Raw genomic sequence first — 13,630 nt, forward strand, 5'->3', positions numbered from 1 at the left:
TATGCCGATTCGCTCAAGCCTTGTCGCACTCGGACTTCCAATGCCGGGAAAAATTCCCGATGGCCTGCGCCGGTCCGGACCAAATGCGCGCCGCTGTCGCCATCTACGCTTCGGCCAAGCGACCGCCAAGCGCGGTCAGCAGGCTTTGCGCCGCACCGATGCGTTCGGCCGCGCCTGGCAGTTCCATGCGGATCTTGAATTTGTCCTGGCCATCGAGCGAATAGATCTTGGGCTGGCCCTGGATCAGCTTGATGATGCGTATCGGGTCGATGTTCGGCTGTGGCTTGAACAATACGCGACCGCCACGCTCGCCGAGTTCGAGCTTCTTGATGCCCATGGCGGTTGCAGCGAGCTTCAGCGCAGCCGAGACGAACAAGTGCTTGACCGGTTCGGGCAGCAGGCCGAAGCGGTCGATCATCTCGATCTGCAATTCGCGCAACGCATGCGCGTCGCGCGCGCTGGCGATGCGCTTGTACAGGGTCAAGCGCGCGTGCACGTCCGGCAGGTAGTCGTCGGGGATCAGCGCGGGGATGTGCAGCTCGATTTCGGCGTCGTGTTCGTTGACCAGGTCGAAATCCGGCACCTTGCCCGACTTGAGCGCGCGCACGGCGCGTTCGAGCAGTTCGGAGTAGAGCGAGAAGCCGACCGCCTCGATCTGGCCCGACTGTTCCTCGCCGAGCAGCTCGCCCGCGCCGCGGATCTCGAGGTCGTGCGTGGCGAGGGTGAAGCCCGCGCCGAGTTCCTCGAGCGAGGCGATCGCTTCGAGGCGTTTCTCCGCATCGGCGGTGATGCTGCGTTTGTCCGGCACGATCAGGTAGGCATAGGCGCGATGATGCGAGCGGCCGACGCGGCCGCGGAGCTGGTGCAGCTGTGACAGACCGAAGCGGTCGGCGCGATTGATCAGGATCGTGTTCGCGCTCGGCACATCGATGCCCGATTCGATGATCGTGGTGCAAACGAGCACGTTGAAACGCTGGCGGTAGAAGTCGAGCATCACCTGCTCGAGTTCGCGCTCGGGCATCTGACCATGGGCGATGCGCAGGCGCGCTTCCGGAATCAACTCGCCGAGTTCGCGCGCGGTCTTCTCGATCGTCTCGACCTCGTTGTGCAAAAAGTATATCTGCCCGCCGCGCGCGAGTTCGCGCTGGAACGCTTCCTTGATCGTCGCGGTGTCCCACGGCGCAACGAAGGTCTTCACCGCGAGGCGATGCGACGGCGGCGTGGCAATGATTGACAGATCGCGCAGGCCGCTCATCGCCATGTTGAGCGTGCGCGGGATTGGAGTTGCGGTCAACGTCAGCAGGTCGACTTCGGCACGCAGTTTTTTCAGCTGTTCTTTCTGGCGCACGCCGAAACGTTGTTCTTCGTCGACAATGACGAGGCCGAGGTCCTTGAACTTGATATCGGCCTGGAGCAGGCGATGCGTACCGATCATCACATCGATCTGGCCGTTCGCGAGTTTCTTCAATGCCTCGTTCACCTCGGCTTTCGACTTGAAGCGCGAGATCACTTCGACGCGCACGGGCCAGTCGGCGTAGCGGTCTTGGAAATTCTGGTAGTGCTGCTGGGCGAGCAGGGTGGTCGGCGCGAGCATAGCCACCTGCTTGCCTGCGATGGCCGCGACGAACGCGGCGCGCAGCGCGACTTCGGTCTTGCCGAAGCCGACATCGCCGCAGACGACGCGGTCCATCGCTTTGCCTGAGGCGAGATCGGAGATCACCGCTTCGATCGCGCGCAGTTGATCCGGCGTTTCCTCGAACGGGAACGCGGCGGCGAATTGCTCGTAGAGGTTGCGATCGTAGACGAAGGCCGTGCCGCCGCGCGCCTCGCGTTGCGCATACAGCGCGAGCAGTTCTGCGGCGACGTCGCGCACCTTCTGTGCGGCTTTGCGTTTGGCTTTTTCCCAGGCTTCGCCGCCGAGCGCATGCAGCGGCGCGAGTTCCGGCGCCGCGCCCGAGTAGCGCGAGACCAGATGCAGTTGTGCCACCGGTACGTAGAGCTTGTCGCCTTTCGCGTATTCGATGCAGAGGAATTCGCCGCCGGCGCCGCCGACATCGAGTTTGAGCAAGCCTTGGTAGCGGCCGACGCCGTGATCGGCGTGCACGATCGGCGCACCGATCGTCAGCTCCGAGAGGTCGCGCAGGATCGCTTCCGGTTCGCGCACCGCGTGCTTGCGCCGGCGCGTCGCGCGCGCGCGTTCGCCGTAGAGCTGGCGGTCGGTGAGGACGGTCAGCGCGGGGTCGGTCAGGGCAAAGCCGTCGTCGAGCGCGGCGACGGTGATCGCGAAGCGCGGCTCGCCGTCCCTTGGCGGCGAAAAGAATTCATTCCACGACGCGACGACTTTCGGCCGCACCTCCATGGTCGCGAGTTGTTCGACCAGTGCCTCGCGTCGTCCAGCCGAATCTGCAGCGATCAGCACGCGGCCCGGATAGGCATCAAGGAATCGTTTCAGTTCCTGCGCCGGTTCTTCACCGCGCTGGTTGAGCGGCACACTCGGCGCGGGCTGGGTGCCGAGATCGACGGCGTGTTCGCTTGCCCCCTTGCTGACGATCTCCACACGCAGGCTGCGATTGAGCCGCTCGCGCAACTCCTGCGGCGGCAGGTACAGCTCGGCGACCGGCAGGATCGGCCGTTCGATGTCGTGCGCGCGGCTGTCGTAGCGTGTCAGCGCCTGTTGCCAGAACGTTTCCGCAGAATCGAGCGCGTTCTCGGCGAGAACGAACACCGACTCGGTGCTCAGGTAATCGAACAGCGTTTCGGTGCGTTCGAAGAACAGCGGCAGGTAGTACTCGATGCCGGCCGGGGTCGTGCCTTCCTTGATGTCCTGGTAGATCGGACAGTGACGCGGATCGATCGGGAAGCGTTCGCGCAAAGTGTTGCGGAACGCCTTCACCGAATCCTCGGTCAGCGGAAATTCGCGCGCCGGAAGAAGATTGATCTTGTTGACCTTGTGTGCCGAGCGCTGCGTTTCCGGATCGAATGTGCGGATCGATTCGATCTCGCGGTCGAACAGCTCGATGCGGTAGGGCTCGCTCGTGCCCATCGGGAAGACGTCGAGCAGGGCGCCGCGCACGGCGAAATCGCCGGGTTCGAGCACCTGCGGCACGTTGCGATAGCCGGCAGCTTCGAGGCGGCGCTGTTCGGTCGCGAAGTCGAGCGTCTGCTTCAGCGCGAGAACCAGGCTCGATCCGCCGATGAAGCTGCGCGGTGCGAGGCGCTGCATCAGCGTCGACATCGGCACGACGAGCACGCCGCGCTGCGTCGCCGGCAGGCGATACAGCGCGGCGATGCGCTGCGAGATGATTTCAGGGTGCGGCGCGAACAGGTCGTAGGGCAGCGTTTCCCAGTCAGGGAAATGCAGAACGTCGATCCCATTGCCGGCGAGTGCGCGCAGGTCGGTTTCGAGTGTGTGCGCGGCGTGCGTGTCGCGCGTCACCGCGACGACGACGCCGGCGTGCGCGCGCGCAGCCGCGGCGATGGCCAGCGCCAGCGCGCTGCCATGTGGGGCGTTCCAGAAACGGCGCTGCTTGACGTCGCCAGGCAGCGGTGGATGCAACAACAGCGATTCGGTCATAAACCGATCATTTTAGCGGATCGCATCGGCGCCTGGGGCCGGCATGCACAGTTCGCGCGGCATCGCGCCGCACGAACTGTGCTGTGTCTGCCTACGATTACTTCTTTGCCGGTTGCGCCTGTGCTTTGGCTTTCTCGGCCTTGTCACCGGCGAATTTCATCATCGCCGCGAACTCCGTCTTGAATTGCTCCATGTCGATCTGCGAGCCGTTGAGCACGGTACTCCAGTGACGCGTCGCTGCAGACATCGCGATCGCTTCACGGACTTCCGCCTCGGTCGCGCCGTTGGCTTTTGCCGCTTCGGTATGGAAGTAAATGCAGTAGTGGCACGGAATCTGCGCCGCGACGGCGAGACCGATCAACTCCTTTTCCTTGTTCGACAGCGCCGTGTGCGGATTCAACTGAAAATTCTTCATCTCCGCCCAGGCACCGGCAATGCCTTCGGGCGGGAATACTTTGAGGAAGGTCGGCACGCTGCCGAAGGTGGCCTCAATGTCCGCGTAGGCTGCCTTGGCATCGGCACTGACGGCATCGGCGGCAAGCGCCACGCCGGAAAGACCGCAAGTAACAGCGAGGATGGCGAGACTGATCAAACGTTTCATGATGCATTCCCCCGATCTATGCGAAGCGATATCCGCGGAGTGCGGACGCCTGCGACGGCGGTGCGGTGAGCGTTCGAGATCGTTTGCGGCGCCCATCGGGCCGACGCGCCCGAATAGATTACCGAAAATCGGGGCAATAAACGCAGGAGCGCAGGGCTGCGATGGCGGGATTGTGGGCCGACGCCTAATCAAACAAGGTCTGCTGGCGCACCGGAGCGAAACTGCGGCGATGCTCGGGGCACGGTCCGAGCCGCTCCAGCGCGGCCCTGTGCGCAGCGGTCGGGTAGCCTTTGTGCACGGCAAAGCCGTAACCCGGATGCAGTGCGTCGAGTTCGCGCATGCGTGCGTCGCGCACGACCTTGGCGAGAATCGACGCGGCACCGATCGCCGGCTCGAGCGCGTCGCCGTCGACGATTGCACGGGCGTCACAAGGCAAGTCGCGTGGCAATTTGTTGCCATCGATCAGGGCGAGCCGCGGCCGCGTCGCGAGCGCATGCAGCGCGCGCGACATGCCGAGCAGGCTGGCTTGCAAGATATTCAACTCGTCGATTTCGTTGACCCCGATTTCGATCACACTGAAAGCGAACGCGCGCGCACGGATCTCGATGGCGAGTTCCTCGCGCCGCGCGGGACTGAGTACCTTGGAGTCGGCGAGTCCCATGATCGGCCGCGCCGGATCGAGGATCACCGCAGCGACGACGACCGGTCCCGCGAGCGGGCCGCGGCCGGCTTCGTCGACTCCGGCGACAAGGGCGTCGTCGTTCATTCGTGCAGCGCTCCCAGCTGGTAGAAGACGTAGTTCTGGTACGAGTCCAGGATTTCGCTCTTGCTGCAGTTCAGGTAGAAGCCGCCGCAGCGTTCGCGCATCAGCGCATTGGCCTGGAAGAACGTGTCTTTCTTCACCCCGGCGACATCGAGGATCAGCGATGGCGCAAAGCTCAGATCCATTTCGCGTTCGCCGTACTGTTTTGCCGGCTTGTAGTTGGTCTTGAGCACGTAGTAGGTGATGAAGTTCGCGTCGCCATCGGCCGCGGGCAGGTTCTTGTCCAGCGCGCGCATCGCGCCGTCGAACGAGGGCTGATGATCGCCGAAATGGAAAAGCAACACAGGGCGATCGGCGTCGAGCAGCTTTTTTTCCAGTTCCGCCATCGCGATGTCCGAACCTTCGAGCCGCTGCAGATAGTTGCCGAAGTTGAGGTTCATCCACTCGTCCAGCGATTTCGGCGTGAACTTGCCGGGGAACAGCGGCTTGTCGTACGGCGCGGACAGCGTCTTCAGCGGCGTCATGTGCGGGCCATGCTGGCGCAAGGTCAGCATCATCACGAACAGCGGCTGCTTGGCGTAGACCTGCTTCTCCTTGTCGTAGATCTGGTTGAACACCTGGAACAGGTCGTTGTCCGAGGATTCCCACGACAGGCCGTAGTCCTTGCCGTCGTAGAACGCGTCGAAGCCGTAGTTCTTGTAGGCGTTGCGCGCATTGATGAAATCTCCCGACATAGGATAGATCGCGATCGCGCGATAGCCGGCCTCGTGCAGCATGCGCGGCAGGGTGAAATTCACCCGCGGCGCAAGATTGTACGGCGCATACAGGCCGGCGTCGCCGAAGCTGAGGTGATTGAGGCCGGTCATCAGCGAGAATTCGCTGGTCCAGGTGCCGCCGCCCCAGACGTGCACGGTCAGCGGGCCGTGCGCGCGCGTGCGCCCGTCGGAGACGAACATCTTGCGCTTGCACACGTCCGCGCGCGTGCAGGCCTTGATCATTGCCGGGTCGAACGTGCTCTCCTCGAGCACGGCGACGATATCGGGATGTTCCTGCCCGTCCTTGGCGCGCGCCGCGTCGGGCTTGCACGCGGGCGTTGCGCAGGCGGGTGGATTGTCGGCGGCGGTTTGCGTCCAGTCGAGGCCGCTTTCCTCGTCGTGGGCGAACGCCGGGATCACGACCTGGGTTTGGTAGAACGAGGTGACGAAGTCGGTGAGGTAGCTCTTATCGTTCATCGCCTGCCACATGCCCTTCTCGAACACGCTGGCGAATGGGCCGCGCGGCCAGAGGGCGAGTGCGAGGACGACGAGTGTGGTCAGCGTTCCAACGATGCGCGCGAGCCGTCGCCGCTTCTGCGAGAGGCCGGCAAGGAAGCGTGGGCGATCCCAGCGCCAGGCGAGCACGAGCAAGGTCGGGATCGCGATCGCGGCGGTGATCACGGCGATGAGGATCGGCGGGTAGTGCAGGGCGACGTCGAGCAGGTCGCGATTGACGAAGTAGACTAGGTCCGGCGCCATCAGTGGCGTCGTCAGATAGTGGAACTTCATGATGCTCGCGATCAGCAGGCCGCCGAAGACCAGCGTCGGCAGCGCGAGCGCGAACATCCAGCGCCGCGTCAGCAGGACGAGGAGCACGATGAAGGCCAGGATCAGGGTCGAGGAGAACGCACATTCGATCCAGGTCGCCTCGCGCAGCGGACCGAATGCGATCAGCGCGACGATGGCGGCGAGGACGAGGGAAAAAAGGACTTTGCTTCTGCGCGGAAGCGACGCGGATCCGGGCATCGCGGAAAGTGTGGGTGTCGGCACGGCGCAACGTTACGGGCAGCGCGTGCGCAGGTCAACGTCGACCGGTGCTGCGGCGCGGTAGCGGTGAACGCAGATTCAGGATGTCGTGTCGAGCTATGTTTTCTGCTCTCCACCAAGCAATTCGGCGATGGCGGCAGCAGCGTCGTGCCCCGCCTCGCCGCGCAGCGACTCGTGGATACGCACGAATTCGTTCAGCGTGTCGGCGGCCAGCACGCGTGCGCGCAGCATCGGTGCGATCGCGGCGGCGAGCGACTGTGGGGTGCAGTCGTCCTGCATGAGCTCGGGTACGACGCGGCGGCCGGCGAGGATGTTCGGCAGCGAATACACCTGCGTCTTCAGCATGCCGAGCGTCTTCACGATGCGGTAAGTCATCGATGCGATGCGATAGGCAACGACCATCGGTCGTTTGGCCAGCATCGCTTCGAGCGCCGCTGTGCCCGAGGCGAGCAGGATCGCGTCGGCGGCGAGCATGGACTCGTGAGCACGACCGTCGAGCAGCGTGACCGAAGGCTCCGTGCCGGGCTCTGCCAGACCGACGCCGCGCATCAACTCCTCGAACGCGGCGCGGCAAGAGGCGTTCGCCATCGGCGCGACGATGCGCAGATCGGGGAATTCCTTGCGCAGCAGTATCGCGGCGCCAAGAAAATCGCGACCAAGCCGCGCGATCTCGCCAAGCCGGCTGCCAGGCAGCACGGCGAGGACAAGGGCATCGTCGGCGAGACTCAACGCGCGGCGTGCGGCGAGCTTGTCCGGATGCAGTGCGAACGCATTGGCCAGCGGATGGCCGACGAAGCGTGCATCGACGCGATGGCGCGCATAGATCGGCGGCTCCATCGGAAACAGGCAGAGCACGCGATCGGCGCTGTGGCCGATTCTTTCCGCGCGGTTTTCGCGCCAGGCCCAGATCGACGGGCTGACGTAATGCGCGGTGCGGATGCCGGCGCGCTTGAGTTTCTTTTCGAGGCCGAGGTTGAAGTCGGGCGCGTCGATGCCGATGAAGACGTCGGGCTTTTCCTGCAGCGTGCGCCGAAATACCGCGCGGCGCAGCGCGAGCAGCGATGGCAGGTGCTTGAGCACTTCAACCAGCCCCATCACCGCCAGGCGTTCCATCGGCTGCCAGATTTGCATGCCTGCCTCGTGCATGCGCGCGCCGCCGATGCCGGCAAAGCTTGCGTTCGGGAAGCGCGCCTTGAGTCCGGCGATCAGATCGGCGCCGAGCAGGTCGCCCGAGGCTTCGCCGGCCACGACGACGAAGCGCGGCGCCACGGGAGTCACCGTGCCAACGGCCTCTGTCCGCGCTCGATGAAGTCGAGCATGGCGCGCACGTCGGGCTCGGATTCGGCGCTGGCGGCGAGCGCGGCGCGCGCTTCGTCGAGCGGCGACTTCGACACGTACAAGGCGCGGTAGGCGCGCTTGATCGCGGCGATGCGTTCGGCGGAAAAACCACGACGCTTCAGGCCTTCGGTGTTGACTCCGCGCGGACGGCCATAGTCGGCGGCCATCATCACGAACGGCGGCACGTCGCCGTTGACCATGCAATTCATGCCGACGAACGCATGCGCACCGATACGGCAGAACTGGTGCACACCGGCAAAACCCGACAGGATCGCATGGTCGCCGACCTCGACATGGCCGGCGAGCGTGGCGTTGTTGGAAAACACCGTGTGGCTGCCGACGAGGCAGTCATGCGCGATGTGCACGTAGGCCATGATCCAGTTGCTGTCGCCGATGCGGGTGACGCCGCCGCCGTCGCCGGTGCCGCGGTTGATCGTGACGAATTCGCGGATCAGGTTGTCGTCACCGATGACCAGCTCGCCGCGCTCGCCGTGGTATTTCTTGTCCTGCGGATCGCCGCCGACCGAGGCGAACGAAGCGATGCGGTTGTTGCGGCCGATCCGCGTCGGACCCTGGATGACGACATGCGGCGCGATCTGGGTGCCGTCGCCGATCTCGACGTCGGCGCCGATCACGCTGTAGGCGCCGACGCCGACGTTCGCGCCGAGTTTGGCGCTGGCGTCGATTTGAGCGGTGGCGTGGATCATCAGTCCGTCTTCTCCGCGCACATCATCTCGGCCTCGGCGACGGGCTTGCCGTTTACTGAGGCGCGGCCGTGGAATATAGCCATGCGGCGGATCATGCGCTTCAATTCTATGTCGAGCGTGAGCTGGTCGCCCGGCGTCACGATCTGGCTGAACTTGGCCTTGTCGACCTTGACCAGGAAGTACAGCGGATGCGCACCCGGCGCGTACTGCGAGGACAGGTGCACGAGTACGCCCGACGCCTGTGCGAGCGCTTCGATGATTAGCACGCCCGGCATGACCGGGAAGCCGGGGAAATGACCTTGGAAGAACGGTTCGTTCATCGTCACGTTCTTGATCGCGGTCAGCGTCTTGCCCGCTTCGAACGCGAGCACGCGGTCGACGAGCAGGAACGGATAGCGATGCGGCAGCATCTTCGAGATGTCATGCGCCTCGATCGGCAGGGTGGGTTGGGTCTTCGTGTCGTTCATGGCTTTGCGTCCTTCTCCAGCGCTTGCACGCGCCGGTTCAACTCATCCAGATGTTTGAAGCGCGCCGCGTTGCGGCGCCAGTTGCGATTATCCTGGATCGGGGTACCCGAGGAATACTCCCCGGGCTCGTGGATGGAATGGGTAACCAGCGCCATCGAGGTGATCGTCACCTTGTCGGCGATCTCGAGATGCCCGAGCACGCCGGCGCCGCCGCCGATCAGGCACCAGCGGCCGATCTTCGCGCTGCCGGCCACGGCCGAGCAGCCGGCCATCGCCGTGTGCGCGCCGATGCGCACGTTGTGCGCGATCTGGATCTGGTTATCGAGGCGTACGTCTTCCTCGAGCACCGTATCCTCGAGTGTGCCGCGGTCGATCGTCGTGTTCGCGCCGATCTCGCAGTCGTCGCCGACGACGACGCCGCCGAGCTGCGGCACCTTGATCCAACGGTCCGCATCGAAGGCGAGGCCGAAGCCGTCGGCGCCGAGTACGGCGCCCGGATGCACGAGCACGCGCTTGCCGAGGCGCACGCGCGCGACCAGGGTGACGCGCGCGACGAGCCGCGACTGCGCTCCGACATGGCAGTCCATGCCGACATGGCAGTGCGGGCCGAGCACGGCGCCGTCGCCAATGCAGGCGCCCGCTTCGACGACGCTAAACGGGCCGATGCTCGCGCTTGCGGAGATCTGCGCATCGGCGGCGATCACTGCGCTGGGATGGATACCACGCGCGCTCGCAGGCTGGCGCTCGAACAACGCGGCGATCTTCGCGTAGGCGACGTAGGGATCCTTTGCTACCAGCGCTGCGCGTGCGAAGTGTTCTACGTCCTCGGCGCGCAGGATCACCGCGGCGGCCTGCGTCGTCGCGAGCTCGCCGCGGTAACGCGGATTGGCGAGAAAGCCGATCTGGGTCGACTGCGCTGCGGCCAGCGTCGCCACACCATCGATGGATACGCCACCGTCGCCGCGCAGCTCCAGTGCAAAACGCTTGGCGAGTTCCGCCAGCGTATAGGTCGCCTGCACACCGCTCACGGTTTGGCGCTGCCCGCGTTGAGTTCCTTCAGGCGCTGCAGAACCGCATCGGTGATGTCAAGGCGCGCGCTCGCGTAAAGCACGGCCTGGCTGCCGACGACCATGTCGTAACCCTGGGTGCGTGCGTACTCGATCGCGGTATCGTTGATGACGGCAAAATTGCGCGCATTCTCAGCCCTGCCGCGTTCGTTGAACTCGGTGCGCGCTTCGTCGCGACGGCGTTTGTTGTCGCGCTCGGTCGCGTCGATCTCGCGCTTTAGCGCATCGGCGTTGTCCTTGGTCATGATGGCGCTGTCACGCTCGTAGCGCTGCTTGAGTGCGGCCAGTTTTGCGTCATCGGCATTGATCTGCGCATTCTGTTTGGCGAACTCGCGTTCGAGCTTGGCTTTGGACTCGAGGAATTGGGGGGCGGTGTCGATCAGGCGTTTGACGTCGATATAGCCGATGCGCGGCGAAGCGGTCGTCTGGGCCCAGGTCCAGGCGGGTGCGAACAGCGCCAGCGCTGCGATCAACGCGCACTTGGCAAAACGTCCGCTGGCACCGAATGGATAAATCAAGCGTCGGGCTCTCCGCAAAGCGCCGGCATGTCGCATGGCGACGGCACCGGCGCGGCTCAAGCCGTCATCTTAACCCGAGAGTGCGGCTCACGTCGCCCCGTGCGGGAAGCTGATTTGTGGGTGCCACGAGCGAAGCCTCGAAGCCACTTTGGACCGAGGCGAGCAAGGCAGGGTGTTTTCCGTGGTTGCCGGATCGGATGGCGTGCGCGCGCCCGCGATGCGGGCGCTGCCACTTTGCGGGCGGCGTTTCTAGAACGTACCGCCGAAGTTGAATTGCAGGGTCTCGGAGATATCGCCAGGCTTCTTGATGATCGGACGGCCGAGGTTGATCACGATCGGGCCGACCGGCGCCTGCCAATGCAGGGACAAGCCTGTCGAGGCGCGCAGACCGTCGTTGCCGGACCAGGAGAAGTCGCTGAAATTCTTGTAGACGTTGCCGGCGTCGACGTACCAGGACAGGCGCGTGGAGGTCTCGTCCTTGATGAACGGCAGCGGGATGATCAATTCCAGCGAGCCGGTCGTCTTGAACGCGCCGCCGAGTGGCTGCAGGCAGTAGTCGGCCTGGGTGAACGAGGTGCAACCCTGGTACAGGGTGCGCGTCGCAGTCGAGCCGAGTGTGTTGTCGCGGAAGTTGCGCACGTCGGAGACGCCGCCGGCGTAGTAGTTGGCAAAGAACGGCAGGCCGAGATCCGAGTACTTGCCGTAGGCTTCGCCGTAGCCGATGTTGACGGAGCCTTCGAGCACGAAGCCATGCGTGATCGGGAAATACTGCTGGTAGCGGTAGTTGATGCGCCAGTATTCCGCGGTCGAGCCGGGCAACGCGACCTCGATGCCGAGCGACTGTACCGAGCCGTGGGTCGGGTTGAAGTACTTGTTGCGCGTATCGTGGGTCCACTGCGCCGACCAGCTCAACTGGTGGAACGTGTAATGCCCGATCGCGTTGAGATAATTGATGATCTCAACGGGCGAGTAATAGTTGCGGTAGAGAATGTTGTTGCCATCGGGATCGGTCTGGTAGACCGGATTGCCGTTCGCGTCGTAGATCGGCGCGCCGTTTGCGTCCTTGGCGATGAGGAAGCTGTCGTAGAAGGTGCGGATCTTGGTCTTGCTCACGCCAAGCGAGACGCTGATGGCGTCGTTCTCGCCGATCGGCACCGCGCTGTTGGCCGAGAGCGAGGCCGTGTCGTTCGTGTAGTTCGCGATATTCGCGTTGCCGTAGTCGCTCTTGGTGTAGCGCGCGCTGTAGCCCAGGCCGATGCCGCTGTCGGTCAGGTAGGGCTGGAAGTAGTTCACGCCGAACGACTGCTGATAGTAGCTCTTCGACGCGCTGACGCCGGCCGAGTCGCCAGAGCCGAGGAAGTTGTTCTCGGACACTGAGATCGAGAGGATCAGCTTGTCGAGCTGTGAATAGCCGACGCCGAAGGTGAAGCTGCCCGAGTTGGTCTCCTCGACCTTGACCTTGATATCGATCTGGTCGTCGGTGCCCGGCACGCGCGGCGTGGAAATGTCGACCTTCTTGAAGTAACCCAGGCGCTGCAGGCGCACCTTCGAGCGATCGATTGCGGCCTGCGAATACCAGGCGCCTTCGAGCTGGCGCATCTCGCGACGCATCACCTCGTCCTCGGTACGGCCGTTGCCGGCGAATTCGATGCGGCGCACGTAGACACGCTTGCCCGGGTTGATGAAGAAGTTGATGCCGACGGTGAGTTTTTCCTTGTCCGGCGTCGGGATCGGCGTGACCTGAGCGAAGGCATAGCCGATGTTGGCGAGCACCGCGGTCATCTGTTCGGAGGCTTTCTGCACCTTCTGCCGCGAGAACACCTCGCCAGGCTTGAAGTCGATGAACTTACGCATCTCGTCCTCGCTGACGACGAGGGTGCCGGACAACTGCACGTCGGAGATCTTGTACACCTGGCCTTCGGTCATCGACGCGGTCAGGTACATGTCGCGCTTGTCCGGGCTGATCGAGACCTCGGTCGAATCGAGGTTGTAGTCGAGGTAGCCGCGGTCGAGATAGTACGACTGCAGCTTTTCGAGGTCGCCGGTCAGTTTTTCGCGCGAATACTGGTCGTCGCGCGAGTACCACGAGGTCCAGTTGGTCGTGTCGGATTCGAAATCGCCGCGAATCTCGTTGCTCGGATAGGTCTTGTTGCCGACCAACTCGATGTTCTTGATCTTGGCGACCTTGCCCTCGGCGATGTTGATCGAGAGCTCGACGCGGTTGCGATCGAGGTTGATCACGGTCGGTTTGATCGTGACGTTGTACTTGCCGCGGTTGTAGTACTGACGCGTCAGTTCCTGGGTCACGCGGTCGAGCGAGAGGCGGTCGAACGGCTCGCCCTCGGACAGACCGATGTCCTTGAGGCCCTTGAGCAGATCTTCTTCCTTGAGGTCCTTGTTGCCCTTGAGCTGGATCTTCGAGATCGCCGGGCGCTCCTTGACCGAGATGACGAGGATGTTGCCCTGGCGGCCGAGCTGGACGTCGGTGAAGAAGCCGGTCTTGTACAGAGCACGCACGGCCTGCTGGGCGCGTTCGGTGGTTACGGTGTCGCCTTTTTCGACCGGCAGGTAGGTGAATACAGTGCCGGCGGAAATGCGCTGCAATCCGTCAATGCGGATGTCGGAAGCGACGAAAGGGTCGATGGCGTGCGCTTTGGCGGTAAGGCAGGCAAACAAAACTAGGGCGGCGATACGCTTCATCGTCACTTCCGGAGACAAAATCAAAAGACAAGTTTAGTGGAAAAGGCAGCCCTGAGGGCGAAAACAACGGCAACCTACCTATACCGTCGTCAA

General features: G+C 63.8%; 10 protein-coding genes. All 10 read right to left on the reverse strand.

The features are described from left to right. Positions 1 to 103: 103 nt before the first annotated feature. Positions 104 to 3,574: a transcription-repair coupling factor gene (gene mfd / locus F455_RS0108790; protein WP_018972915.1), complete on the reverse strand. Its 3,471-nt coding sequence runs from the start codon at positions 3,572 to 3,574 to the stop codon at positions 104 to 106. Positions 3,575 to 3,671: 97 nt separating this feature from the next. After that, entirely contained in the window at positions 3,672 to 4,175 is a 504-nt protein-coding gene (locus F455_RS0108795) for a carboxymuconolactone decarboxylase family protein (RefSeq protein ID WP_018972916.1), read from the reverse strand. Positions 4,176 to 4,359: 184 nt separating this feature from the next. Further along, positions 4,360 to 4,941 (reverse strand): ribonuclease HII, encoded by a 582-nt coding sequence (rnhB, locus tag F455_RS0108800; protein ID WP_018972917.1) that lies wholly within the window; start codon positions 4,939 to 4,941, stop codon positions 4,360 to 4,362. Continuing rightward, a complete protein-coding gene (locus tag F455_RS20290) occupies positions 4,938 to 6,719 on the reverse strand; it encodes a sulfatase-like hydrolase/transferase (RefSeq protein ID WP_018972918.1) in 1,782 nt (593 codons plus the stop codon). The genes rnhB and F455_RS20290 overlap by 4 nt, the downstream gene beginning before the upstream one ends. Positions 6,720 to 6,836: 117 nt before the next feature. Then, positions 6,837 to 8,009 carry a lipid-A-disaccharide synthase gene (lpxB, locus tag F455_RS0108810; protein WP_018972919.1) on the reverse strand — a complete coding sequence of 391 codons (1,173 nt, stop codon included), beginning with the start codon at positions 8,007 to 8,009 and terminating at the stop codon, positions 6,837 to 6,839. A gap of 5 nt (positions 8,010 to 8,014) precedes the next feature. Continuing rightward, positions 8,015 to 8,785 carry an acyl-ACP--UDP-N-acetylglucosamine O-acyltransferase gene (gene lpxA, locus F455_RS0108815; protein ID WP_018972920.1) on the reverse strand — a complete coding sequence of 257 codons (771 nt, stop codon included), beginning with the start codon at positions 8,783 to 8,785 and terminating at the stop codon, positions 8,015 to 8,017. Beyond that, complete coding sequence (fabZ, locus tag F455_RS0108820) at positions 8,785 to 9,252, reverse strand: 3-hydroxyacyl-ACP dehydratase FabZ (protein ID WP_018972921.1); 468 nt, start codon at positions 9,250 to 9,252, stop codon at positions 8,785 to 8,787. The genes lpxA and fabZ overlap by 1 nt, the downstream gene beginning before the upstream one ends. Beyond that, complete coding sequence (gene lpxD / locus F455_RS0108825) at positions 9,249 to 10,280, reverse strand: UDP-3-O-(3-hydroxymyristoyl)glucosamine N-acyltransferase (RefSeq protein ID WP_018972922.1); 1,032 nt, start codon at positions 10,278 to 10,280, stop codon at positions 9,249 to 9,251. The genes fabZ and lpxD overlap by 4 nt, the downstream gene beginning before the upstream one ends. Then, a complete protein-coding gene (locus tag F455_RS0108830) occupies positions 10,277 to 10,837 on the reverse strand; it encodes an OmpH/Skp family outer membrane protein (protein WP_018972923.1) in 561 nt (186 codons plus the stop codon). Before F455_RS0108830 ends, lpxD begins: the two co-directional genes overlap by 4 nt. 249 nt (positions 10,838 to 11,086) lie before the next feature. Next, the gene (gene bamA, locus F455_RS0108835; protein ID WP_018972924.1) at positions 11,087 to 13,537 is read right to left on the reverse strand and encodes an outer membrane protein assembly factor BamA; all 2,451 of its coding nucleotides are present in this window, start codon (positions 13,535 to 13,537) and stop codon (positions 11,087 to 11,089) included. Between the last annotated feature and the right edge of the window lie 93 nt (positions 13,538 to 13,630).

Source organism: Rudaea cellulosilytica DSM 22992 (assembly GCF_000378125.1).
GTDB classification, from domain to species: Bacteria; Pseudomonadota; Gammaproteobacteria; order Xanthomonadales; family Rhodanobacteraceae; genus Rudaea; species Rudaea cellulosilytica.

Coding starts and splice junctions, on each gene's coding strand:
- mfd (WP_018972915.1), bottom strand. CDS start 3,574: ATGACCGAATCGCTGTTGTTGCATCCACCGCTGCCTGGCGACGTCAAG.
- F455_RS0108795 (WP_018972916.1), bottom strand. CDS start 4,175: ATGAAACGTTTGATCAGTCTCGCCATCCTCGCTGTTACTTGCGGTCTT.
- rnhB (WP_018972917.1), bottom strand. CDS start 4,941: ATGAACGACGACGCCCTTGTCGCCGGAGTCGACGAAGCCGGCCGCGGC.
- F455_RS20290 (WP_018972918.1), bottom strand. CDS start 6,719: ATGCCCGGATCCGCGTCGCTTCCGCGCAGAAGCAAAGTCCTTTTTTCC.
- lpxA (WP_018972920.1), bottom strand. CDS start 8,785: ATGATCCACGCCACCGCTCAAATCGACGCCAGCGCCAAACTCGGCGCG.
- fabZ (WP_018972921.1), bottom strand. CDS start 9,252: ATGAACGACACGAAGACCCAACCCACCCTGCCGATCGAGGCGCATGAC.
- bamA (WP_018972924.1), bottom strand. CDS start 13,537: ATGAAGCGTATCGCCGCCCTAGTTTTGTTTGCCTGCCTTACCGCCAAA.